The following is a 23,993-nucleotide window of genomic DNA, read 5'->3' on the forward strand; positions in this document are numbered from 1 at the left end:
AATGATGTTCGGGCAAACGTATACTAAATCTATCCTACTGGTCATTGCAATGCTTGCCTTTTCCGGCAGTTTACTGGCACAGCGGCAAATGGAAAAATTGGGACGTGGTGTGATCGCTATGCGACAAGGTGCCGATTCCGTATATGTAGGTTGGCGTATGTTAGGAACTGATCCTGATGAGTTGACTTTTAACCTGTACCGACAAGCTGGCAATGCTAAAGCGGTAAAGTTGAATCAAGCTCCATTAACAGAAAGTACAAATTATGTAGATGCAAAAGCCCCCGCAACAACGGAGTATAGCTATTATGTGAAACCTGTATTAAAAGGAATTGAACAAACAGCTGGCACAGCTTTTAAATTGCTGGCAAATACACCCGCACAGCAATATTTAACAGTACCGCTACATACACCTAAAGGATATACCCCGAATGACATTTCAGTAGGAGATCTTGATGGGGATGGCGAATATGATTTGGTATTACACCAAACTGGTCGTGGTCTGGATAATGCTTCTAATGGGCTGACAGACCCACCGATATTTCAGGCTTACAAAATTGATGGCACATTGCTATGGGAGATCAACCTTGGCAAAAATATAAGAGAAGGGGCGCATTATACCCAGTTTATGGTCTATGACTTGGATGGTGATGGTATTGCCGAATTTGCCTGCAAAACTGCGGATGGTACAGTAGATGGAAAAGGGAAGGTGATTGGTGATTCGACAAAAGATTGGCGCAATGACAATGGTAAAATCCTATCTGGCCCTGAGTTTTTTACCATTTTTAGTGGTAAAACCGGCGAAGTATTGGCTACAACAGCTTATATCCCTGCGCGTGGAGATATCGGTGCATGGGGCGGATCAGGTGGCAATGGTAAAAATGACAACACTGGTAATCGGGTGGATCGTTTTACAGCTTGCATTGCTTATCTGGACGGTGTACATCCGAGTGTAGTGATGTGTCGTGGTTATTATGGCCGTACCGTTTTGGCCGCATGGGATTGGCGCGGTGGAAAGCTAGGCTCTCGTTGGGTATTTGATTCAAAAGATGGCCGAAATCCTTATTCGGGGATGGGAAACCATGGGCTTTCTGTTGCTGATGTGGATGGGGATGGAAAAGATGAAATTATTTACGGATCGATGTGCTTGGATGACAACGGCAAGGGTTTATATACGACTGGTTTAAGACATGGTGATGCATTACATGTGAGCGATCTGGATCCTGAACGTCCTGGCCTGGAAGTTTTTGGTGTGCACGAAATTGAAGAAGGAACCAAAGGACCTGGTGCGGCCGTTTATGATGCCCGCACAGGTAAAATCTTATGGAAAGGCGCTGATGATAAGGATGTAGGTCGCGGCGTAGCCGATAATATTGACAATACCAAAGTAGGTGCACAAATGTGGTGGTCGGGCTCTGCTGGTTTGTATGATATTAAAGGTAATAGAATAGGTAATGCACCCCATTCTACCAACTTTTTAATTTGGTGGGATGCCGATCTTTCCCGCGAATTGCTGGATGGCAATCGTATCGATAAATACAATGGTGGTCGTTTGCTTACTGCAACTGGTAGCGCGGCTAATAATGGCACCAAATCCACGCCGGGTTTAAGTGCAGACCTTTTTGGAGATTGGCGGGAAGAGGTTATTCTTCGTGCCCTTGACAATCAGAGTCTTCGGATTTATACCACCACCATTCCCACAACACATAGAACCTATACTTTAATGCACGATCCACAATATAGATTGAGTATCGCATGGCAAAATGTGGGTTACAACCAACCACCGCACCCGGGTTTCTATTTTGGAAATGGGATGAAAAAGGCACCAAAACCCAATATTGTACTGGTAGAACCCGTAAAAAAATAAACCCTGAAAAAAATACACTAAATAATTATTTAAGGATATAATGGCTGCTTACAGGACACCACAGGTTGCCTGAGTAATAGTTTAAACCTATACTAGTAGGCGGCAAAAGAACTTAATACCAAAAACCACACAAATGATGATAAAAAAGAAGATTGCTATTGCCTTGACCCTATTTGGATTGGTTGTCCAAACCAGTGTTGCTCAAAAAACTCCTTCTAAAAAAGAGGTGTTAAAAACATTGATACTAACCAATGCTTATTTTATGAACAAATGGCCGGATGCGGGCAAATCTATCATTACCAATAGAGAGCGGCCTAGTAATATTTGGACAAGAGCGGTGTACTATGAAGGATTAATGAGTTTGTATCAGCTTAAAGCAGACAAAGCTTATTATGAGTATGCACTGCAGTGGGGAGAAAAACATAAATGGGGAATTAGAGATGGTATCGCTACCCGTAATGCGGATAATCAAGCCTGTGGTCAGACTTATATTGACCTATATAACATCGATAAAAAGCCGGAAAGGATTAAAGACATTAAAGCTTCTATGGACTTAATGATGAAATCGGGTAAAATTGACGATTGGACCTGGATTGATGCTTTACAAATGGGGATGCCTGTTTTTGCACAACTGGGCGTGTTGTATAAAGACAATGCTTATTACGAGTATATGTACAAAATGTATATGTATTCTAAAAATGTAGAAGGTGGCGGTTTATACAATGCTAAAGAGGGCTTATGGTGGAGAGATAAGGATTTTGTACCACCTTACAAAGAACCAAATGGCGAGGATTGCTATTGGTCTCGCGGTAATGGTTGGGTAGTTGCAGCACTGGTTAGAGTGTTGGAGATTATGCCTAAGGATGCACCACATAGAGATGAATACTTAAAAACATATCATGAAATGATCAAATCATTGGTGCCAATTCAGCGTACTGATGGATTTTGGAATGTAAGTCTGCATGATCCAACAAATTTTGGGGGCAAAGAAACATCTGGTACGGCGCTATTCGTTTACGGGATGGCCTGGGGTGTAAATCAGGGACTTTTAGATCAAAAGGTTTATCAACCGATCATTGTAAAAGCATGGAATGCTATGATTAAAGATGCGGTACATAAAAATGGTTTCCTGGGGTATGTGCAGGGTACCGGTAAAGAACCAAAAGATGGTCAGCCGGTAAGCTACACCAATGTGCCTGATTTTGAGGATTACGGATTGGGCTGTTTTCTGTTGGCGGGTACGGAAGTTTATAAAATGAAAAAATAATATAAATTAGATAAATATGTCGAAAATTGCATTTAAAATGAAGCTAAAGGCTGGTGCCAAAGCGGAGTATAAAAAAAGACATGACGAAATATGGCCAGATTTGGCTGCTTTGTTAAAGCAGAATGGAGTAAGTGATTATTCTATTTTTCTGGATGAAGAAACCAATACCTTATTTGCGGTGCAGCAACAGGACGGTGCATCATCACAAGACTTGGGGACTACAGCAATTGTACAAAAGTGGTGGGTCTATATGGCCGATATTATGGAAACTAATTCGGACAATTCGCCGGTGAGTACAAAGTTGGAGCAGGTGTTTCACCTGGATTAAATGATGAAACTGAAATCGACCTTAACCGCATTGGCAATCGGTGTATTGTTATTTGATACAGCTGTTGCACAAAACAAGATTAAGCCATCAGGGACATGGCCAGCAGTAGAGAAACAAATGAAACCCTGGACCCGTTGGTGGTGGATGGGGAATGCTGTAGATGAAGGTAATATTAGTAAAGTACTGACTCAATATCAGCAAGCTGGTATTGGAGGAGTCGAAATTACGCCTATCTATGGAGCTGCTGGTTTTGAGAAACGCTATATTGATTTTTTGTCGCCTAAATGGTTGGACATGCTGCATTATACTGTTCAAAAATCCAATACGCTGGGCATGGGGGTAGATATGAATACCGGGACAGGTTGGCCATTTGGTGGGCCATTGGTGAAACCAGAACAGGCAGCGACCAAACTAATTGTACAGCAGTATGAGTTGAAATCCGGTCAAAAGTTAACTGAGGCGATTAAAGTAAAGGAAGCAAAACAGGATGCGGCCCAACTACAAGCCATTACGGCTTATGGCAGCAAAGGTGAGGTGCTTGATTTATTGAACAAAGTTGATGCCTACGGTATTTTGAATTGGACGGCTGGAAATGGAAGCTGGCAAGTGTATGCTGCCTTTGCCGGTAAAACGCGTCAGGCGGTAAAACGTGCAGCTCCGGGTGGAGAAGGTCTTACTATGGATCATTTAGATAAAAGTGCAGTTACGAATTATTTGAGTCGCTTTGACAATGCCTTTGGTCTTAAACCACAAGGGGTAAGGGCTTTTTTTAACGATAGTTACGAAGTGTATGGCGCAAATTGGACACCCACTTTTTTTGATGAATTTCGGAAAAGAAGAGGCTACGATTTAAAAAAATACCTGAGGGACTTGGTAGGTAAGGATTCTACCAATGAAAATGTTGCCCGTCTGAAATCAGACTATAGAGAAACGATGAGTGATTTGCTACTGTTCAATTTTACGCATAACTGGACAGACTGGGCACATGGTTATAAATCGATGACCAAGAACCAATCACATGGTTCTCCTGGGAACTTGCTGGATCTTTATGCTGCCGTAGATATCCCGGAAACGGAAACTTTTGGCTCCAGTAATTTCCCTATACCTGGACTTCGCAGAGACAGTGCAGATATCAGGAATGTAGATCCTGACCCAATGATGTGTAAGTTTGCTTCTTCAGCGGCACATACAGGAGGTAATAAATTGGTTTCTTCTGAGACTTTTACCTGGTTGACAGAGCATTTTAAAACTTCTTATTCCCAATGTAAGCCTGAGGCAGAGCAGTTGTTTCTTTCTGGCGTGAATCATATCTTTTTTCATGGTTCCACAAATTCTCCTGAGGATGCAGTTTGGCCAGGTTGGTTGTTTTATGCTTCGGCAGAGTTTACGCCCAGTAATAGCTTGTGGCCACATCTTGGTGGATTAACCAATTATATTACCCGCTGTCAGTCTATCCTTCAATCTGGTAAACCGGACAATGAATTGCTGATTTACTGGCCGGTGTATGATGTATGGAATGCTGCTAAAGGCATGGATGTGGCTGTTAAAGTACATAACATAGATGATTGGTTACATCCTACAGCATTTTATAAATTGGCTAAGGGAATGTCAAAATCGGGTTATTCTTTTGATTTTGCATCGGATAGGTTGTTGGCACAATCTACTGCTCGGCAGGGGCTGATAAGTACGTCGAATCAGGCCTCGTCTTATAAGATATTGGTGATTCCAGCATGTACAATGATTAGTTTGGAAACCCTAAGTAAAGTCATTCAACTGGCGAATGATGGTGCAACCGTTATTTTTCAGGAGTTGCCAAAAGATGTTCCAGGCTTAGATAAATTGGAAACACGCAGGCTGCAATTGAAAACCATCCTGTCTAAACTGAATTTTTCGGATGCAGGTGAGGGGTTGAAACAGTTTAAAACGGGTAAAGGTGTGGTGTTGTTGGCTGCAGACGTGGAAAAGGCTTTGGCCTATAAAGCCGTTAAGCGGGAAGAATTGGCGGATACGGGCTTAGAGTTTATCCGTCGCAGTTTTGCCGGAGGTAGATACTATTACATCGTTAACCATACTGCTGCAGCTATTGATACGGAATTACCGATTAATGCCAGAGGTAGTGTATTGATCATGGATCCGCAAAGTGGAGCCTCAGGACTTGCTGCAGCAAGTGTTAAAGCTGGACAATTGAAGGTGAGGCTGCAAATACATTCTGGTGAAGCGATGATACTTAAGGTGATGGAAAAAGGCACTGCCGGGACTACATCATGGACGTATTTAAATAAACCTGCTGAACAAATTGAATTGACTAATGCGTGGTCATTGCATTTTACTGCTGGTGGACCAGAAATACCTGCTGATCAAAAATTGGATAAGCTGGTTTCCTGGACTAGTCTTGCCGATCCTAAACTTCAGAATTTTTCAGGTACAGGTGTGTATACAAGTAGTTTTATGCTAAAGGGGAAAACTGCCAAAGAATACCTGTTAAACTTAAACCAGGTTGACGAAAGTGCCAGGGTTTGGATTAATGGAGAGGAAGTTGGCATCTTATGGAGTATTCCTTTTCAGGCTCGTGTAGGAAAGTATTTAAAAGAGGGTACCAACACCATTAAAGTTGAAGTGGTTAACCTGATGGCCAATCGTATTCGTTATATGGATCAGAAAAAGATCCAGTGGAGAAACTATCATGAGATCAATTTTGTGAATATAAATTATAAATCGTTTGATGCTTCAAATTGGTCGGTAATGCCATCTGGTCTGATTGGTCCGATTACCATTACTCCTTATTTTTAAAAATATTGCGGTCTTAGATAGCATATACAGCTCTATTGAGATAGTAATTTTTTAAGTTCTTTTTGTTTGACTTGAAGGATGGTGCCGTGCCTTATACCCTTAGGTAATGCGATCTGATCAGATACATCCTTCCAGTTCTTGAGGTCTGAGGATAGGATTGCTCCATATTTGTGATCTCTATATTTATCAAAATACACTAGCCAGTCGTTTCCTTTTTTTAAGACGGTAGGCCCTTCGGCCCAGTAATTCCCCGTGATTGGAGCACTGGCGGCAGAGTAGGGGCCGGTTAACTGGTGACTAAAGGCAATCTTAAGGTTTTTCTGAGCAGGTTCCCTGGTCTCATCTTTTAAAAACATCACAAATCTGCTATTGTCTTTTACAATAGAAGCATCAATCACATTAAAACCAGGATCGTAAAGGAGCTTGGTTTCCGAATAAGTCTTAAAATCTTTGGTGGTCACAAAATACATCCGGTGATTGTAACCATTATCTGTTGTAGAGGCTGTTTCAGGGAATTTGTCGACAATAGTGGTCGCCCAATAGATCATATAGGTTTTGCTTGCAGGATCATAAGTAATCTCTGGTGCCCAGGTATTTCTCGTACCTTCCTTTTTAGCCATTACAGGTATAAATTGCTGTTCTGACCAGTTGATCAGGTCTTTGGAACTGGCATAGCCAATCCCCTTATCTTTCCAGCTTACCGTCCATACCATGTGGAACAAGCCATCTGCGCCGCGGATAATGCAGGGATCGCGCATCAGCTTGTCTTTGCTTACCGTTGGCGTTAAAAAGGATTGATCATTTTTTAATGCTTTCCAATTGTAAGCGTCTTCGCTATAAGCTAAATGAAGCCCATCCTCCCCGTTGCCTTTAAAATAGGCGAATACAAATGGGTCTTTTGAAGATTGAGCATTTGCCGATAAGATGATGCTCAAAAATAGGCTTGTTAGGTATAAAAACTTATTCATTAGGATTGCTTTAATTCTAAAAGTACTACCGATTGTGCCGGAAGCTGTTTATCTGGTTTGTAATTGGTGTCAGGTTTTAATTAAATGGGACTTTAATCACATTAAATGAATAGGGTTTCAATGTCAAATTGAGTTGCCCAGCCTTTATTTTAACTGGAGTTTGTTTAGGACTAATGGTTGCTGGTAGATTAAACGAGTTTGTTTCTACAAGCGAATTGCCCGTCATTTCTTCTACCAATCCACTACTCTTAAATTTTCCAGCATGGTCTATCTGGAAATTGGCATTTTGCAATTTGTCCGAATGATTTACGATTTTAACAATCAGTTCTTTGCCTTTCCGATCCATAACCGCAGAAGCGTAGAGGCCATTTTGTCCCGTCAGTGGTTTCTCTTCAAATAAAATTGAAGCAAGCTCAGTCCCTTTATTTGAAGAGAATAGTTTTTGAACATAGTAGTCGGGCGTACCGTAGCATTTCAGGTTATCTACCCAAATCATATCCGGAGCCCATTGCCAGGCGTCAATATGTGCAAAAAGAGGAGCGTAAGATGCCATTTCTACAACCGCTGCATTGCGTTCCAATCCAGTCATAAAAGCAGCAGCGGCAATGGCACTTTGCCAGTTGTTTCTTTCGCTGCCAACAATGGTTTTGTCCGCATGTACGGCATACTCGCCTGCAAAAACTTTGCATCCATTTCTAGGGTAGCTGTCATATCTTCCTGCATTTTTTAAGAACCAATCTGCCGGACGGTAATAATGTTCATCAATAATATCCGTGTTCAATTGTCTCAGTTTATCGTTGAGGAAATGGAAACGTTCACTATCAGGATCAGTACCAGAACTGGCGATGATTTTAAAGTCAGGATATTTTGCTTTAATGGCAGCTGTGAAAACCTTTAAACGTTCCAGGTACTGAGGTCCCCAGTTTTCATTGCCCACACCCATCATCTTTAGGTTAAAGGCTTTCGGATGACCCATTTCTGCACGTACCTTTCCCCATTTACTGTTGATATCGCCATTGGCAAATTCAATCAGGTCTAAAGCGTCTTGAACATAAGGATCCAGTTCTTCTAGCGCGACAACCTCGGCTGTGTTAAATTGACAAGCCATACCGCAATTTAATATGGGCAATGGTTCTGCACCAATATCTTCTGACAACTGGAAGTACTCGAAAAATCCGAGGCCAAAGGTTTGGTAATAATCTGGTGCTGCACGGTGTGGAAACTCAGTATTCCATCTGTTGATCATGGTTTGTCTTTCTTCCACAGGGCCAATTGTTTTTTTCCATTGGTAGCGATTTGCCAGATCAATACCTTCTACAATGCAGCCGCCAGGGAAGCGCACAAAACCAGGTTTCATATCTGCCAGCATTTGAACCATATCAGCCCTTAATCCACCCGGGCGTTTCATCCAGGTGTCTTCCGGAAAAAGAGAAAGCATATCCAGATCAATTTTGCCGGTGCCTTCAAACCAAATGGTCAATTTTGCTTTAGGGTCAGTTTCGGTTGCATAAAAACTAGTGCTTTGTTTGCTCCATTTCTGACCACTTATGTCAGGGGGCAATTCGCCTTGCCCAATAACCTTATTGTCTTTGCCAATCAGTTCAAAGCGAAGTTTGATTCCTTTCGTAGTTCGTCTGTACAACATCGAAAAATCATAACGCAAGCCCTTTTTAACACCCATTCCTTTAAATCCCTCATTGGTAATGCCCAAACTTCCGGCTTGGGAGTTAGTTACAGTCACCTGCAAGTACCTGGGATTGTTCGGATGGTCGTCCTTACGGTTCACAACCAATAATTCTCCTTCTGTAGCTTTTTTATGTTGTATAGTCCAGCCCATTAGTGGTTTAGTAAATTCAAAGGAACGGTTCTTAATGAGCTCAGCATAAATCCCGCCATCGGCACCGAAGTTGATGTCCTCAAAGAACACACCCCATAGGGTACCTGGTATTTTTGTGGCAGATGGATCTGTTTTTATGTTAAACACCAGATTGGATTGGGCTAAACAATTACTTGAAGTTTTAGCAAGTAATAAGAAGAATAGAGGGAAAACCACCCATACCTTTCGGAATCTAGAATAGCAATGCATGAAAATAGGTTTATATACTTGGTTTGGTTGTATCGTAAATTAGTTTGAAAATACGCAATAATAGTCAGTTTAACGTTTAATTGTTGAATAATTATTTTAGCCAGGATTTCCGGCAACGATTGCATAAATAAAATTGGTATTTCTCTGTTCTTTAGTAATCTTAGGGTTCCGAAAGGACTAGCCAAATAAGTATGAAATTAACGGAATCTTATAAATACATCAGTATTGATGAATACTCGGCTACACCAAAATATATCCAACTGACCAATTCCATTTTGTCAGCTATAGAAGGTGGGCATATTCATAAAGATGATATCCTTCCTTCCATTTGCGACATTAGTAACGAGCTAGAAATTTCAAGAGACACAGTAGAAAAAGCCTATAAGAATTTAAAGAACATAGGGGTTTTAACATCTATTCCTGGAAGAGGGTTTTATATCCTCGATACAGCATTCAGACAAACACTTAAGGTTTGCTTGCTTTTTAACAAATTGAGCGTTTACAAGAAAATAGTCTATGATTCCTTTTTAGCTGCTTTAGGAGAGGGAGCCGCGACAGATTTATTTATCTACAACAATGACTATACAATTTTTAAGAATTTTCTGGAAGATAAAAGGGATCGTTATTCACATTTTGTAATTATTCCGCATTTCATAGAAGGGAAGGATCATGCTTACGAAGCGATCAATACCATTCCAAAACAAAAGCTCATCATTTTGGATAAAAGGATACCGGGTATCACAGGGGATTACGCTGGTGTTTATGAGGATTTTGAAAACGATATCTATAGAGCATTAGAGCAAGCCTGTCCTTCTTTAAGTAAGTACCATACTTTAAAGCTTATATTTCCGGCCAATAGCTATTACCCCAAGGAGATTGTAAAAGGTTTTTCCAGATTTTGTCAGCATTATGCATTCGCCTATCATGTGGTGAGTAACATATACGAAGAGTCTATCAATGAAGGAGAAGCCTATATTAATCTTTTAGAGGATGATCTGGTGATTCTAATCGAAAGGATCCAATTGCTTAATTTGAAAATTGGAGAACAGGTAGGGATTATATCTTATAATGAGGCGCCTATAAAACGGGTGATACTGAACGGCATCACCACGATCTCAACGGATTTTGCCAGAATGGGAAATCTTGCTGCTAATCTAATTCGCGAAAATGCCCGAGAACATATTGATGTTCCCTTTCATTTAACATTGCGCGATTCTTTATAGGCTATAACCCTGTATTATTTCTAAACAGCTTAATGGCGATGGCTAACAGGATAATTCCAAAGGCTTTTCTTAGTACATTTAGTCCTGATTTTCCGAATAGCTTTTCTAAACGTTCGGTGTTCTTTAACACAAAGTAAACAAACATCATATTGATCAGAATGCCGACAATGATGTTTTGAGTAGCATATTCTGTTTTTAAAGATAGGAGGGTCGTCATGGTTCCTGCACCCGCAATCAGCGGAAATGCCAATGGAACAATAGATACCGTTTCCGGGGCATCGCCTTCTTTAAATATGGTTAAGCCTAATATCATCTCCATTGCGATGAAAAAGATCACCATAGAGCCTGCAATGGCAAAAGAAGCTACATCTAAACCAATTACCTTTAGTAGGGATTCTCCGGCAAACAAAAAGATTACCATCAAAACGGTAGCCACTATGGTTGCTTTTTCCGACTGGATATGCCCTGCCTTTTTTCTAAGTTCTATTACAATAGGAATAGCCCCCAGGATATCAATGATGGCGAATAATACCATCGAGGTGGAAAGGATTTGACTGTAATTAAACTCCATAGCAGTAGATTTATGCTGCAAAGTAACGGAAAAAAATAATCGTTCTCTTCATAGCTGGAATCTTTTGCCTTGAAGAAAGGCAAACTGCGAAGCACTCTTGAAGACCAAGATCAATAGACATTACTGGAAAAAGTTCCGAGGCTCTTCAGAGAAGATGATTTTTTTGTTAAGCAGGGTGGCTGGTGGTGAGGGTTATTAAAGATGTGGTTTTTTTACCACCTCTTTAAGCTAAATAAAAAAGAAGATATAGAATTGCTAGTCAAAAACTTTTAGGATATTAGAAACCGCAACTTAAAAGCTGCGGAAAATATGAAGAAAGGTAAATGCTGTGATCTTGAAAGCTGTTTAATGTGCAGTTTGGTGCTTAAAGAATGGAAACTGGCAATTGATAGCCATCGCAAAAACTTTATTGCAAAAAAAGGTGAGCAGATCTTTAAAGAGGGCGATCCTGTTGCAGGTGTATATTTCGTGTATAAGGGGAATGTTAAAGTGCATAAACATTGGGGAGATAAAGAATTGATTGTGCGTTTTGCTAATCCCGGTAAAATATTCGGCCATAGAGGTTTAGGTACGCACAGCTCAGCTTATCCCATTTCGGCCACTGCACTTGAAGAAACTTCGCTTTGCTTTATAGACCTCGAATTTTTTATGGCCACCTTAAAGGTAAATCATGATTTTGCTTTTAACCTGATGTTGTTTTATGCCGATGAACTACAGGAGTCCGAGAAAAAGATGCGGAATCTGGCACTTATGTCCGTGAAAAGCAGACTTGCAGTTGCTTTGTTACAACTAAAAGAACAGTTTGGACTGAATGAAAGAGGTGGATTAAATATAGAACTCAGCAAACAAGATCTGGCCGCATTTACAGGAGCCGCATATGAAACTGTATTCCGGATGACGACAGAGCTGGTTAATGAAAATCTGATCTCCTTATCAGGTAAGCAAATCAATATCATAGATGAAGAGAAATTAAGATTCCTTACGCAGGAATCTTAATTTAATTAAAACTTGTACCCGATACCTATGCCCGGATTCCATTTGCCATCTTTAGTGCTTGTTTTGGCATTGTAATACACTGGAACCTGAATGGCTAAGTGCTTGTAGGTAGCAGTAATACCTGCACCCAGGTTAGGCGTGATCACGGAATTTTGTGTAGCACCTGTCGCTACCTTATCTTTCTTAATCCGTAAGCTAGGTAATAACCCCACCAATATGGCCAGCGGTTTTTTGGAGAATTTGATGGCAGGCCCAGCACAGTTGATGTAGGCACCTTGGTCTACATAGCCTGCGACAATTACACCCTCAAAAAAGGTAGCCTTGGTTTGGATAACATTGGTTTGCGATTTGGCTGTTAGGGCCAAAATTGAAAGGCCAGCGAAGAGATAAACGGTTTTTTTGTAGTAGTTTGTCATATGAGTGGTTTAAAGGGTTGCGGTATTGTGGTTGTTGAAATTTTTAATATTTCTTATGGTAAGCGTTTTGTAGCGCGCCTGTTTAATGAGTTTATGTAACGAAAAGTTGGACAAACTTCCGTTTTCGAGCTCATGGTGGATTTTTTTTAACTGCGATGAAGTATAAACGGCACATAAAGGCTCCATAAAATCTTCCCTGCAGTATACATAATAATCAAACCCTGGAAATGTGGTAATACTGTCTCGTAAGAATCTTAATGAGCTGATATCCATGTCGATCATGTCGCAGGCTAATAACAATAAGTCATCATCAGGATGTTTGAGGTGTGCGCTCAATAAGCCAGTTAAAGGACCTTTCGCGGTTACCTGATCGATGACGAATAGCTCAGAAGGAAATAATCCATGATAGGTTGCTACCTGCGTTTCATTGATAGAAATCAGAACAGGGATATATAAGCGTTCAAGCTTACGAGCTGCAAGTTGAGCCCAGGTACAAGGACCAATGGTAAGCAATCCCTTATCGCTACCCATTCGTTTACTCTCTCCACCGCATAATACTATACCTTTCATCATATAGATTCAAATTCATAAATGTGCTTGTTTACATCTCCGGTCTCTTTATCGCAATTGCAGTTGCCACCCCATTCTTTGCTGCCATCTGCAAAATGTTCGCATTTCCAGATCGGAACTTCATGCTTAATCCTGTCAATGATATAGCGGTTGCTCGCATAAGCCTCGCCGCGGTGTACGGACGCTGTAATCACCACCACAGCAGATTCCGTAACTTTTACTTTTCCTATTCTGTGTTGCGCATACGCAATACTCAGACTCCAGCGGTTTCTGGCGGCCAGCAAAATTTCGGCAATCATTTTAGCGGCCAGGCTAGCATGCGCTTCATATTCAAGATAGCTTACTGATTTACCTACATTATGATTTCTAACTTCCCCGCTAAACAAGACTATTGCTCCGGCAGATGGACAGTGCGATTTCTGAAGAAGGGCAACCAGATCTATTTCTTTTTTAGTAATGAAATCCATATTAACCTCCGCTGCTAGGTGGAATGATTACGACATGCTCATTTCCAGTTAGGGTATATTCGTCTGTTACAAATTCGTCCTGCACCGCAAAGCGACAGCGATTTAATACTGGTGTCGCATTTGGGTTCAGTAAACTTAGATGTGTCCTTAAATCTGCTATGGTATGAAGCGCTACTTTAAGCTCAAATTCCTTTTTAAAAAAGTCCTTTAATATGGCAAATACCTGTATTCTCATTTTTTTATCCTCCTATATGAAGCATGCTCAGTTTGCTTCCTGTAAATTTTGTTGATTGTTTTTGTGCCAGCGCTTCTCTTAAACGGTTATCCAGTTCAGCACTTTCTAAATTTTCGTTTATTGGTACGGGGTAGTTGCTACTCAGACAGCCATAAACGTTTCCATATACATCTAATCGCAAGCGATCGCAATCCGTACAAAAAGGTTGACTTTCATTAGCGATGATGCCAAAAATATTCCCCTCTTCCGTTTGCCAGTAGTTGGCTGTTGCTCCATGTTTTCTTTGGATTGGGCTAAATCGGTACTGTGTGCTGATGAGCTGAAGAATTTCCTGCTGTGAGAAAAAGTATTCATCAGCTTTTCCATGCAAATGTCCCATTGCCATGATCTCCAAAAACCGGATGATGATTTGTTTGTCTGCTGCATATTTTAGCAAGGGGATAACCTGACTGTGGTTCATTCCTTTCATGAGAACCGAATTTATTTTTACCGCTATGCCGGCATTCAGTGCTGCATCTATGCCTTTTAGTGTTTGGTCGAGCCCATGCCTTCTTGCCATCATAAAAAATGTCAAAGGATCAGTTGCATCCAGCGAAACATTGATGGCTGTCAATCCTGCGGCTTTTAACGCAGGGACCTGTTTTTGTAGTAACAGGCCGTTGGTGGTGAGGTTAAGATCCGTAATGCCTAAACTTCGGGCCCCCTTAATTAGTGCAGGAAGTTCTTTATAGAGCAGTGGTTCACCGCCTGTAAAACGAATGGTGCTAAAGTCCAGACGCTCATGTAATTTAACAATAAGGCTCATCAATTCTTTTGGCTTTAGAGCATTGCCTTTACCCGCCGAACGATTTTCTCGACTCTCCTCATTGCTGTAACTACAATAGGTGCAAGCCAGGTTGCAAGTGTTGATCAGGCTAATCCTTAGCGTCTTAAAAGTCCTTCCTAAATGATCTTTAATCGATTCCATCACATAAAAAATAAGAGTTTAACAGATGCTATAGTTAGTACAGCGCTCAAGAGGTAACGTACCGTAATGTGCTGAAATCTGCTGCTGCCCCAATAGGCACCGGTAATGCCGCCAGCAGCAGCCATAATAAACCAGGTAATTGCAGAAGGGGTTATGATGAGCGTGGCAGCGCTGCCAAGTAAGCCGCTTAGAGAGTTTAAAACAATAAATAGGGCAGAAGCGGCTGCCGCTTCTTTTACATTTGCCCAGCCCAAGAGAATGAGTACTGGGCTTAAAAATATGCCACCACCAATGTTCAGCATTCCAGAAAGTCCGCCGATCAGTGTGCCAATCAATAAGGCTGGTATAAGTTTTACAGGTTTAGCTGCTTTATCTTCATTGGGTTTGATGCCCAGTAATTTAATGATGGGTAGTATCAATGCTAATCCTAACAATAAATGATAGATATTGCCCTCCAGGGAGTATTTTGAACCAATAAATGCTGCGGGGATAGAGGTGATCAGAAATACCCTGCATAATTTCCATCTAAAATAGCCTGCTTCCCAGAATTGATAAAATCCTACTCCTGCAACCAGGATATTTAAGATCAATATGAGTGGTTTATAGGTGGTAACCGGAATGGCAAACAGAGAAAGTACAGCTATATAGCCACTTGCTCCGCCATGGCCTACCGAAGCATAAAGGAAACCTACCAGGTATAAAGAAAATGCGATGTAAATGTCTAGTTCCATTTTTAAAATGTGTTTAAAGTTTCTTTAATAATTGGTGTAAACTGAGAAAGATTGGATTCGCATAGCGGGCAACAATAGTCCTCAGGAAGCGCAAAAAATGGAGTCCCTGCAGGTATTTCCTGACTTTCATCTCCCCAGGCCTCATCATAAATGCTCAGGCAACACCCGCATTGGTGTACGTAAATTATTTCCGCTTCAATACTGTTGTTGGTTTCGTAGTAGTTGTCCGTTTGTTTACCAGCAGCCAAGGTTTGCAACTGGTAATAATCTTCGCAAAGTTGTACCAGGCTAGGGAATAAATCGGTTCTGCTGAGACCTTCGGCGTAGCTGGAATAGTGTTTTGAATTGGGATTGAAGTCAACAGTATGGAGTAGGTCAAACAATGCCGTTGTATCTGAGTCAGCCGTGGTCGCTTGTTTTCTGATAATTACGGCGCCAAAGAGGCCGCTTTTTGGATTGATTTTAATTGCAAAACAGAGTTTAAAGGTTCTTAGGTCATGCTCGTTAAATTCCCTGATCAATTCGTGTTTTAATGCCAATCCCTCCTCACACAGATCTTCAGTTTGCCAGTTCAGTTCATTGGACGCATGACGAACATTGATCCTGTTTTTATCCAGTGTGGCATTCCATAATTTCCTGTCAGTAGGCACTACCTCTTTGATGATGATGGATTTCCAAGGTGTAGTGTAAAGCTGACCTATGCGCGTTTTACGGCAGATGTCGCAAAGTTCTTTTAAAAAGGCAACCGGGAATAACTCGTTTCTGCGGTAAATACCCAACCAATATTTTTCATCATTTCTATTAAAACCTTCGTAGTAAGGTACCTGAAAGTCAGGTGCTCTAAGTGCGGTTCCTGGGGACTGAAATAGAAAATTACCAGTGGTTCTGATGGTGGTTTCCAATTGTTGTCCGTCAATCTCCGCTTGGTCGTAGTATAAATGCCTATGACTAAGTATGATGGATTCAATTATTTCGCACAGTGAAGCTATGTCTTCAGAGCAAACCAATGACGACCAATAGTAGATGGTGTTGGTTTTGGGAAAGCGGACATACAAATGCCAGTAATTACCAATGTCGGATGAAATGAAATTTAAGTTTCCACTAAAAAAAGGAACAAGCGTCTGACTGTCGTCGATCAGGTTTATTTTGAGTCTAGGTGTATAGCCAAATGAATCTAATATGTCCTTGTATACGCCTTCACGTAGCCAGTTTGAATTGTTAAATAACTCCTCTGCTACATACGAACTCACAATATTTGGATGTCTGTCAGCATCTGTTTCAAAGTCGGTATCCGACATCAAAAAGCCATGTTCAATATCCTCCAGCTGGGTCGGACTTGCAGAAAAATAAAGCTGTTGCCTGGTGCCAAACCTTACATTTTCAATGCCTGCACTTTCAAGTGTTTCCAGGATCACCGAAAGGTCTCCAACAGACACGATCCCTCCCGGAAGGTTTACTTTGATCTGACGGTTTCTTATCGTGCTACTTTCCATACTAAAGTGTTTTTTCTAGGGGTTGTAATTGTAATGCTTCCTGAAGAATAAGCTTGACTTCTGGTCTGCATGAACCACAGCCCATTCCTGCGCCTGTTGATTCACAAAGCTGTGTAAGGTCTGTGAATCCCGATGCGATTTTCTTTTGCAGGTTTCCTACGCCAACATTGTTGCAGCTACATACGAGTTTGCCGCTCACAGGTTCTGTTTTTTTGCCACTTCTCAGCAATTGCAGTCTTTTGTCGCTGAGCTCAGTTTTGTTGGCTATCAAATCCCTGAATTCCAGAAATTCACTTTTGTCGCCTATTAAGATGGTTCCCACCAGCTTATCCTGATGAATGATACATTTTTTATAGTACCGTTTGGCTTTGTCAATAAACACAATCTCTTCATAGTTCAAGGAATCCGGACATTCGGAAAGACCAATACTGCAAAGGTCAAAGCCATGGATTTTGATAATGTTCATGAATAAGCTCCCCTGGTAATAGGTACTAATGTCGCCGTTATGAAATTTGGCCACTACCTCGGCCTGTTGTTCTGCTGCTGCGGTTATTCCATACAGTGTACCTTCAAATTCTGCAATCTCACCAATAGCATATACAGATGGGTCGCTGGTCTGCAAACGCTCATTTACCAATACCCCACGTTTGCAATCTAGTCCGCATTGGCGGGCCAGTTCAATATTTGGCGTAGTTCCTATGGCCAATATTACGGCGTCGCAGTTGATGCGTCTGCCACTTTTTAGTTCAATTCCAGATAGTTTGGAGCGGCCGTAATAAAGCTGTACCTCGTCATTGTAATAAATGTCGCAACCTTGGTCTACCATCTCTTCATGCAAAAGCTGGCTGCCCAATGGGTCTAGCTGCCGGTTCAGAAACCTGGATACCCGTTGTACAATCGTAATGCGCATACCAATTTCCCGTAAGGATGCGGCCATTTCCAGACCAAGTAAGCCACCTCCAACAATAACGATGTGGCCATTTTTGGGAATGTGCTTCTTAAAACCATCTGCATCCCTACGATTTCGCATGGTGAAAATGCCTGGTAAGGAGGGTGCGTTTTTCGGTAAGGTTGCCCGACTGCCTGTAGCCATAACTAAAATGTCATAAGGCGTTTTTCGACCGGTAACGTCTGTTACATATTTTTTCTCCCTGTCAATTTTCTCAATCCCAATGCCCCTTAAATGTCGGATGTTATATTCCGGTTCTTCTTCATCTTTCATCTTTACCAGTTGTTCCCATTTTTGAGTCCCACTGATATAATCAGGAAGCATTACCCGGTTATAAAAAGGAAGATTTTCCTTGCTGAAAATCGTAATCTGATCGGCTTTATTGATCTCTCTATACGATCTCACAAAACCATGTGCACCGGCACCGGCGCCGATAACCACAATCCGCTGGAAATCCTTTTTGTATTTTTCTACACTAACCGCACAATATTTAAAATCAGGTTCTTTCGATATGGGGTCTATAATGGTGCTGGTGATGTTGTTGGCACGGTTCAGGTCACTACCTAAAATTTTGCCCCAATGCATCGGAAGAAACACAACGCCTTGCTTTATCGTAGCAGATACCTTGGATTTTACCTGTACTTCGCCGCGTCTGGATCTAACTACCAATACTTGATTGTCTGAAATGTTCAGCAATGCCGCATCAATAGGGTGGATCTCCAGAAAAGCATGTTTAATGTGCTGTTTCAATTTGCTTACTTTGCCGGTTTTCGACATGGTGTGCCACTGGTCTCGCACCCTTCCCGTAGTTAAAATAAATGGGAAATCTTCATCCGGTAATTCACTTTTTAGTTCGTCCGAAGGACTATGTATAATGGCTTTTTTAGAGGGTGTATGGAATAAATGATTGGTGAATAATCGTTTTGTTCCGCTTTCTGTTTTTTTATTGTAGGGCCATTGCACAGTTTTGCAATCATCAATCTGCTTGTAATCCAGTCCATTTATATTGATACTGGATCTATAAGTAAGTTTTGTATGCTCTTTGTAGATGTCTTCGGTACTCTTGTAGGTAAAGCCTTTGTAGCCCATTTTTGTAGCAAAACGACAGATAATCTCTGCGTCAGGTAAAGCTTCACCTGGTGGCTCTATTACTTTTTGGAGGTGACTGATTCTCCTTTCAGAATTCGTCATGGTGCCTTCCTTTTCAGTCCATGCTGCGGCGGGTAAAATCACATCAGCATAAGCTAGCGTTTCGGCTTTATCTGTAATTTCCTGAACCACTACAAATTTCGCCTTTTTTAAGGCCTGTTCAGCAAAACGGGCATTAGGTAAACTGGTGATAGGGTTTGTACAAAGGATCCATATCGCTTTTAATCGCCCATCATTTAGGGCTTCGAACATTTCAGTTGCGGTAAGTCCGACTTTTCCGGAAATGGTTGTGCCGCCCCAAAATTGTTGTACCTCTTTGCGATGCGTTTCATTAAGTAAGTCGCGATGTGCTGGCAACAGGTTTGCTAAACCGCCAACTTCCCGGCCACCCATGGCATTGGGCTGCCCGGTTAGCGAAAATGGACCAGATCCAGGCTTTCCGATGTGTCCGGTAATCAGATTGAGGTTAATCAAACTCAGGTTCTTATTTACACCAATGGAGCTTTGGTTCAGTCCCATGGTCCACATGGTTAAAAATCCTTTAGCATTGCCGATGTAGCTGGCTGCAAGTTCTATTTCGGCAACCGTAACTCCACATATGGCCGCAGATTCTTTTAATGTCCTTTCAAATACCCTTTTTTGATAAGCTTCAAAACCTTCTGTGCGTTGGTCAATGAAATCTGTATCAATGTAGTTTCGTTCAATAAGTACCCTTCCAATGGCATGGTTAAGGGTAACATCCGTCCCAGGGTTAATTTGAAGGTGTAGGTCGGCCAGCCCGCAGGAGTCCGTTACCCTTGGATCCACAATAATCAATTTTACTTCTGGGTGTGCAGCTTTATGCGCTTCCAAACGGCGCCAGAGGATAGGGTGGCACCAAGCCGGATTGGCTCCTGTAACGAAAAAACAATCTGCCAATTCAATATCGTCATAACAAATTGGCACACTATCTTCTCCTAGTGCCATTTTGTAGGCCGTAACAGCACTACTCATGCATAGACGAGAATTGGTGTCTATGTTGTTGCTACCAATAAAGCCTTTTATGAGTTTGTTGATGACGTAATACTCTTCAGTAAGGCACTGACCCGACGCGTAAAATGCGACAGAGTCAGGCCCGTATTTATCTATAAGTGTCTTAAAAACAGCTGCCGTACGGTTCAATGCATCATCCCAGCTTACTCTTTGTAATGGCATGCTTTTACTGTATCTCATTTGGGGATGCAGGAGTCGATCGCTTTTGTCGTTAACTGTGTATTGTAGATTAAGTCCCTTGCTACAAAGCATGCCATGGTTAACTGGGTGATCTTTGTCACCTTCAACAGCTATGTTCTCATTTTTATCCAGTGTGATTTTTACGCCACAGCCCACCCCGCAATAACAGCAGGTACTTGTGTATGTCTTATTTCTGTGCACTGGCATAAGCTGATGAATTAATGTTAGGCTTGTAGAAGCTCGGAGTTTACGGTTTCGGTCTTTTCGGCCCCTTTGATCTGGAATTTTGTGATAAAGACAATTAAGCCTATAAATGCTACACCAATACCGATGTAATGAAAGGCATCTGCATAGGTTAGGTGTTCCGATTTAAACAGGAAGCCTACTAGCATGGCGCCGATATTTCCGCCTGCACCTACGATGCCGCTTACCGTTCCAATTGAATTTTTATTAATAAAGGGCACGATACCATAAGTTCCGCCATTGGCCATTTTAAGGAAAAGTGCAAAAAACAACATGGCTGCAATGGCCATACCTAGCGTGTGCGATTGGGCAAAAAGGCTAATTCCTATGCCTTCTAATAGCAATAATGCGCCAAGTAGTAATCCCTTTCCGCGCAAGCCGTAAGATTTGCCTACTTTATCGCTCACATAGCCGCCAAGCGCTCTGGCAAAAATGTTCATGCCGCCAAATATGCTTGCCATGGCACCAGCCATGATCATAGATGCCCCAAACTGATCCGTAAAAAAGGTGGCTGCTACATTGTCTACTGTGATTTCAATTCCAAAACAAGCTGCGTAGGCAAGTGCAAGTACCCAGGTGCGGTAATCTTTTAGGGCCTCAACAAAAGAACCTTTTTTAGCTGTTTTAACATTTGAGACTTCCAGATCCTTGAAATTTCCTACAGGAGTATCTTTAGTGTATTTGTAATAAATGAAGGCCATAATCAACAGGATTACACCAGGGACAACCATAGCCAGGCGCCAGGAGTCGCCATGACTTACAAAGCCTAAGCCTGCAAAACCAGCAGCAATAAGTGGCATAACTAAATTGGTGACACCGCCGCCAAGGTTGCCCCAGCCTCCGGTTACGGCATTAGCTGTGCCTACTACATTAGGGGCAAACATCATGGAAGTATGAAATTGGGTGATCACAAAAGAAGCACCAATGATCCCTATGACGAAGCGGAACAATAAAAAACTTTCGTAGCTGTTGCTTAATCCAATACACATTACCGGAATAGAACCTACTGCAAGTAGTATGGTGTAGGATAATCGGGGGCCTAAGGTGTCGCAGAGCTTTCCTATAATTAAACGGGCAATAATTGTTGCAGAAACAGAGGCAATGATGATGTTGCCGATCTGGTCTTTACTTAAATGCAGCTGTTCTCGGATGAGCGGCATTAATGGGGCAACTCCAAACCAACCAAAGAAACAAAAGAAAAAGGTGACCCATGTGATGTGAAAGGTCCGCATTTGAATGCCTTTGGCTGAAAAAATGTTTAGTTTACTTAGAGGTTTAAAGTCAGCAGTCATGTTGGTTTAGGTTTAAGTTTCTAAAATGATTTGATTGTGGCGCTGTTTTTTACTTATAATGGTTATTTGAAATAATTGTTAAATGGATAAAAATTGATTGCGTCGTTTTCATGGAGTTGTGCTGAAGCGGCTGGTTGCATCGCAAGTCCATTCGCGTTGATGGCGGCAGTAACGTCGCCAGAGCCGTTGTAGGACAAGAGGCCTAGTCCGCCCGAATGTCCTATGCTTACGGGGAAAAATTCAGTTAAAGGGTGTTTTTTAGTTCTGTTTTCTAAAAGAGGAATGGTTTGAAAAGGTCTGCCTTCGAACCCAAAGCAGCGGAATAAATAATGTTCAACAAAAATGGTAAAGGTTGTAAGGCAGGAGAGTGGGTTGCCTGGTAAAGCAAAAACGATGGTCCCAGCGGTTGTTTTGCCTACTAATAAGGGTTTTCCCGGGCGGATGCTAACCTTGTGAAATAGTGTTTTAACCCCTAATTCTTTAAGTACTGCAGGTACATGATCTGCGTCCCCGGCAGAAACAGCCCCGTTAATGATCACCAAATCTGCTGCCAGTGCATTTGTTAAAGTGGCAGTTAGTTTGTCTCTATCGTCACTTACATGTTCGCATAAAACAGGCAGGATTTTCCATTGCTCAAGCAAGGATCTTAAAAGATATTGGTTGCTGTTGCGGATCTGAAAAGGGCTTAGTTGAGCAGCTGGATCCACCACTTCGTCGCCGGTTGTCACTATGGCTACTCTCGGTGATTTGTAAACCTGCAATCTGGCCTTGCCTACAGTAGCTAGCAAACTAATGATTTGTGGGGTGCATCTTGTCGGGGCAGATAAAAGTAAGGTTCCAGTAAGGGTATCTTCTCCCTGGCGGGCAATGTTCTGATAAGTTTTTATGGTGTCAGCGTGTAAAACAACCTTATCTTCAAACTCTTCAGCATCCTCCCTTCGGATGATCAGATTCGCTAGCGCTGGAGTTGCTGCACCTGTCATTATTTTATAGCATGCCCCTGAAATCAAGGGGTGTTTGGCGGGCTGACCAGTAAAAATGGTATCTATAACGCTGTATTTTCTGATGCCTTTTTCCCAGTCGCTTTGCATAATGGCATAGCCATCCATTGCTGCCCTGTTGAAAGGTGGGTAGTCCCGGTCTGCGTGGATATTTTCTGCCAGGATTCTGCCATTGGCCGCTTCCAGGTTAATCGTTTCCACATCAAAAGGATTGGATATGGACGAGATAATTGCAATAGCTTCTTCAAAAGTCTTCATAGCTAATGTCCTCCTCCCTTCATCATTTTTCGGGCATGAAATATGCCTGGTAATACTGCTTCTAAAGACTCTTTTGCACCGTCTGTACTGCCTGGAAGGGTGAGTATCAGGGTGTGTGAAACGGATCCTGCGACAGCACGACTCATCATGGCCATGGGTGTGCGCATCTGTCCAAAATTGCGCATGGCTTCGGTAATTCCATCTGCATCGCGCTCTAGTATCTCGCTAACGGCAGTAACAGTGTTGTCGCGTGGTCCTAACCCGGTTCCGCCAGTCGTAAATATGAAATGAATATCTTCTGCTACCCATTTAAGTAATTGTTGTTGGATCAAAGCTTTGTCATCTGCTACGATTTCGTAAGCCACTACGTTTGCATTTACCTGTTCGAGCATTTGTTTGATCATCAATCCACTTTTGTCTTCACGTTTTCCTGCTGCAGTTGAGTCGGAACAGACTAAAATTGCGCAAGTAGGAGGAGTCGAGAAGTATTTTTTGCGGTCGCTTTTGCCACCCGTTTTCTGTAAAAGTTTAATGCCGCCAATCTCTAATGTGGTGTCAACGGGCTTTAGCATGTCGTAAATTTCTAAAGCTGCTACCGAAACTGCGGTCAACATCTCCATTTCTATGCCTGTTCTTCCTATAGATTTTGCATTTCCGCTAATGGTAATGCCCGGCCTTTCTGTTTCATTGATTTCAAAACTAATGTCCATGCCGTCTATAGTTACAGGATGGCAATGTGGAAGTAGTTGCGGGGTAAGCTTGGCGCCTAAAAAACCAGCAGCTCTGGCTACATCAAAAAGATTACCCTTAGGTAGTTCATTGTTTTTGATGAGTGCAAGGGTTTCCCTTGTACAGTAAATCACCGCTACAGCTTTCGCTGTTCTTAATGTAATCTGTTTGCTGGTGATATCGCGCAT

At 41.9% G+C, this 23,993-nt stretch carries 20 protein-coding genes; 6 read left to right on the forward strand and 14 right to left on the reverse strand.

Going from position 1 to position 23,993, the window contains the following annotated elements; all coding sequences use genetic code 11:
• The first annotated feature begins 1 nt into the window (after position 1).
• The 4 genes from FBD94_RS12915 to FBD94_RS12930 all read left to right on the forward strand — a co-directional run bounded on the left by FBD94_RS12915 (position 2) and on the right by FBD94_RS12930 (position 6,249).
• Positions 2–1,864: a rhamnogalacturonan lyase gene (locus tag FBD94_RS12915; RefSeq protein WP_235884453.1), complete on the forward strand. Its 1,863-nt coding sequence runs from the start codon at positions 2–4 to the stop codon at positions 1,862–1,864.
• Positions 1,865–1,997: 133 nt separating this feature from the next.
• Positions 1,998–3,131 (forward strand): glycoside hydrolase family 88/105 protein, encoded by a 1,134-nt coding sequence (locus FBD94_RS12920; protein WP_136880455.1) that lies wholly within the window; start codon positions 1,998–2,000, stop codon positions 3,129–3,131.
• Positions 3,132–3,147: 16 nt separating this feature from the next.
• Positions 3,148–3,459 (forward strand): L-rhamnose mutarotase, encoded by a 312-nt coding sequence (gene rhaM / locus FBD94_RS12925; RefSeq protein ID WP_136880456.1) that lies wholly within the window; start codon positions 3,148–3,150, stop codon positions 3,457–3,459.
• Entirely contained in the window at positions 3,460–6,249 is a 2,790-nt protein-coding gene (locus FBD94_RS12930; RefSeq protein WP_235884454.1) for a glycosyl hydrolase, read from the forward strand.
• 32 nt (positions 6,250–6,281) lie between these two features.
• On the opposite strand, the gene FBD94_RS12935 is transcribed toward FBD94_RS12930, so the two are convergent.
• A complete protein-coding gene (locus FBD94_RS12935; RefSeq protein WP_136880457.1) occupies positions 6,282–7,217 on the reverse strand; it encodes a glycoside hydrolase family 43 protein in 936 nt (311 codons plus the stop codon).
• A gap of 76 nt (positions 7,218–7,293) precedes the next feature.
• The gene (locus FBD94_RS12940; RefSeq protein WP_235884455.1) at positions 7,294–9,201 is read right to left on the reverse strand and encodes an alpha-L-arabinofuranosidase C-terminal domain-containing protein; all 1,908 of its coding nucleotides are present in this window, start codon (positions 9,199–9,201) and stop codon (positions 7,294–7,296) included.
• 293 nt (positions 9,202–9,494) lie between these two features.
• Between FBD94_RS12940 and FBD94_RS12945 the strand changes: the two genes are divergently transcribed.
• Complete coding sequence (locus FBD94_RS12945; RefSeq protein ID WP_136880459.1) at positions 9,495–10,526, forward strand: GntR family transcriptional regulator; 1,032 nt, start codon at positions 9,495–9,497, stop codon at positions 10,524–10,526.
• Between the two features lies 1 nt (position 10,527).
• On the opposite strand, the gene FBD94_RS12950 is transcribed toward FBD94_RS12945, so the two are convergent.
• Positions 10,528–11,097 carry a MarC family protein gene (locus tag FBD94_RS12950; protein ID WP_090785634.1) on the reverse strand — a complete coding sequence of 190 codons (570 nt, stop codon included), beginning with the start codon at positions 11,095–11,097 and terminating at the stop codon, positions 10,528–10,530.
• A gap of 309 nt (positions 11,098–11,406) precedes the next feature.
• Between FBD94_RS12950 and FBD94_RS12955 the strand changes: the two genes are divergently transcribed.
• Complete coding sequence (locus FBD94_RS12955) at positions 11,407–12,093, forward strand: Crp/Fnr family transcriptional regulator (RefSeq protein ID WP_136880460.1); 687 nt, start codon at positions 11,407–11,409, stop codon at positions 12,091–12,093.
• A gap of 5 nt (positions 12,094–12,098) precedes the next feature.
• On the opposite strand, the gene FBD94_RS12960 is transcribed toward FBD94_RS12955, so the two are convergent.
• From FBD94_RS12960 to moaCB, 11 genes are all read right to left on the reverse strand, one after another.
• Positions 12,099–12,509, reverse strand: a complete 411-nt coding sequence (locus FBD94_RS12960) for a hypothetical protein (protein ID WP_235884456.1) — start codon at positions 12,507–12,509, stop codon at positions 12,099–12,101.
• A gap of 9 nt (positions 12,510–12,518) precedes the next feature.
• On the reverse strand, positions 12,519–13,082 hold the full coding sequence (gene mobA, locus FBD94_RS12965) for a molybdenum cofactor guanylyltransferase (protein ID WP_136880461.1): 564 nt from the start codon (positions 13,080–13,082) through the stop codon (positions 12,519–12,521).
• Positions 13,079–13,546: a molybdenum cofactor biosynthesis protein MoaE gene (locus FBD94_RS12970; RefSeq protein WP_131612581.1), complete on the reverse strand. Its 468-nt coding sequence runs from the start codon at positions 13,544–13,546 to the stop codon at positions 13,079–13,081. Before FBD94_RS12970 ends, mobA begins: the two co-directional genes overlap by 4 nt.
• Position 13,547: 1 nt before the next feature.
• The gene (locus FBD94_RS12975) at positions 13,548–13,781 is read right to left on the reverse strand and encodes a MoaD/ThiS family protein (protein WP_131612579.1); all 234 of its coding nucleotides are present in this window, start codon (positions 13,779–13,781) and stop codon (positions 13,548–13,550) included.
• 4 nt (positions 13,782–13,785) lie between these two features.
• Positions 13,786–14,748, reverse strand: a complete 963-nt coding sequence (locus tag FBD94_RS12980; RefSeq protein ID WP_136880462.1) for a GTP 3',8-cyclase MoaA — start codon at positions 14,746–14,748, stop codon at positions 13,786–13,788.
• The gene (locus tag FBD94_RS12985; RefSeq protein ID WP_131612575.1) at positions 14,748–15,479 is read right to left on the reverse strand and encodes a sulfite exporter TauE/SafE family protein; all 732 of its coding nucleotides are present in this window, start codon (positions 15,477–15,479) and stop codon (positions 14,748–14,750) included. The genes FBD94_RS12980 and FBD94_RS12985 overlap by 1 nt, the downstream gene beginning before the upstream one ends.
• A gap of 2 nt (positions 15,480–15,481) precedes the next feature.
• Positions 15,482–16,972 carry a rubredoxin gene (locus FBD94_RS12990; RefSeq protein WP_235884457.1) on the reverse strand — a complete coding sequence of 497 codons (1,491 nt, stop codon included), beginning with the start codon at positions 16,970–16,972 and terminating at the stop codon, positions 15,482–15,484.
• 1 nt (position 16,973) lies between these two features.
• On the reverse strand, positions 16,974–20,489 hold the full coding sequence (locus tag FBD94_RS12995) for a nitrate reductase (protein WP_136880463.1): 3,516 nt from the start codon (positions 20,487–20,489) through the stop codon (positions 16,974–16,976).
• A 17-nt stretch (positions 20,490–20,506) separates the two neighbouring features.
• Positions 20,507–21,817: a NarK family nitrate/nitrite MFS transporter gene (locus tag FBD94_RS13000; protein WP_136880464.1), complete on the reverse strand. Its 1,311-nt coding sequence runs from the start codon at positions 21,815–21,817 to the stop codon at positions 20,507–20,509.
• Positions 21,818–21,879: 62 nt separating this feature from the next.
• Complete coding sequence (locus FBD94_RS13005; protein WP_136880465.1) at positions 21,880–23,076, reverse strand: molybdopterin molybdotransferase MoeA; 1,197 nt, start codon at positions 23,074–23,076, stop codon at positions 21,880–21,882.
• 2 nt (positions 23,077–23,078) lie between these two features.
• Positions 23,079–23,993: a bifunctional molybdenum cofactor biosynthesis protein MoaC/MoaB gene (gene moaCB / locus FBD94_RS13010; RefSeq protein WP_136880466.1), complete on the reverse strand. Its 915-nt coding sequence runs from the start codon at positions 23,991–23,993 to the stop codon at positions 23,079–23,081.

Origin of the sequence: Pedobacter hiemivivus (genome assembly GCF_005144565.1) — a bacterium.
Lineage (GTDB): Bacteria > Bacteroidota > Bacteroidia > Sphingobacteriales > Sphingobacteriaceae > Pedobacter > Pedobacter hiemivivus.

Excerpts from the sequence above, each read along its gene's own strand:
- FBD94_RS12915 (WP_235884453.1), top strand. The coding sequence starts at position 2 with ATGATGTTCGGGCAAACGTATACTAAATCTATCCTACTGGTCATTGCA.
- FBD94_RS12920 (WP_136880455.1), top strand. The coding sequence starts at position 1,998 with ATGATGATAAAAAAGAAGATTGCTATTGCCTTGACCCTATTTGGATTG.
- rhaM (WP_136880456.1), top strand. The coding sequence starts at position 3,148 with ATGTCGAAAATTGCATTTAAAATGAAGCTAAAGGCTGGTGCCAAAGCG.
- FBD94_RS12930 (WP_235884454.1), top strand. The coding sequence starts at position 3,460 with ATGATGAAACTGAAATCGACCTTAACCGCATTGGCAATCGGTGTATTG.
- FBD94_RS12935 (WP_136880457.1), bottom strand. The coding sequence starts at position 7,217 with ATGAATAAGTTTTTATACCTAACAAGCCTATTTTTGAGCATCATCTTA.
- FBD94_RS12945 (WP_136880459.1), top strand. The coding sequence starts at position 9,495 with ATGAAATTAACGGAATCTTATAAATACATCAGTATTGATGAATACTCG.
- FBD94_RS12950 (WP_090785634.1), bottom strand. The coding sequence starts at position 11,097 with ATGGAGTTTAATTACAGTCAAATCCTTTCCACCTCGATGGTATTATTC.
- FBD94_RS12955 (WP_136880460.1), top strand. The coding sequence starts at position 11,407 with ATGAAGAAAGGTAAATGCTGTGATCTTGAAAGCTGTTTAATGTGCAGT.
- FBD94_RS12960 (WP_235884456.1), bottom strand. The coding sequence starts at position 12,509 with ATGACAAACTACTACAAAAAAACCGTTTATCTCTTCGCTGGCCTTTCA.
- mobA (WP_136880461.1), bottom strand. The coding sequence starts at position 13,082 with ATGATGAAAGGTATAGTATTATGCGGTGGAGAGAGTAAACGAATGGGT.
- FBD94_RS12970 (WP_131612581.1), bottom strand. The coding sequence starts at position 13,546 with ATGGATTTCATTACTAAAAAAGAAATAGATCTGGTTGCCCTTCTTCAG.
- FBD94_RS12975 (WP_131612579.1), bottom strand. The coding sequence starts at position 13,781 with ATGAGAATACAGGTATTTGCCATATTAAAGGACTTTTTTAAAAAGGAA.
- FBD94_RS12980 (WP_136880462.1), bottom strand. The coding sequence starts at position 14,748 with ATGGAATCGATTAAAGATCATTTAGGAAGGACTTTTAAGACGCTAAGG.
- FBD94_RS12985 (WP_131612575.1), bottom strand. The coding sequence starts at position 15,479 with ATGGAACTAGACATTTACATCGCATTTTCTTTATACCTGGTAGGTTTC.
- FBD94_RS12990 (WP_235884457.1), bottom strand. The coding sequence starts at position 16,972 with ATGGAAAGTAGCACGATAAGAAACCGTCAGATCAAAGTAAACCTTCCG.
- FBD94_RS12995 (WP_136880463.1), bottom strand. The coding sequence starts at position 20,489 with ATGCCAGTGCACAGAAATAAGACATACACAAGTACCTGCTGTTATTGC.
- FBD94_RS13000 (WP_136880464.1), bottom strand. The coding sequence starts at position 21,817 with ATGACTGCTGACTTTAAACCTCTAAGTAAACTAAACATTTTTTCAGCC.
- FBD94_RS13005 (WP_136880465.1), bottom strand. The coding sequence starts at position 23,076 with ATGAAGACTTTTGAAGAAGCTATTGCAATTATCTCGTCCATATCCAAT.
- moaCB (WP_136880466.1), bottom strand. The coding sequence starts at position 23,993 with ATGCGCGATATCACCAGCAAACAGATTACATTAAGAACAGCGAAAGCT.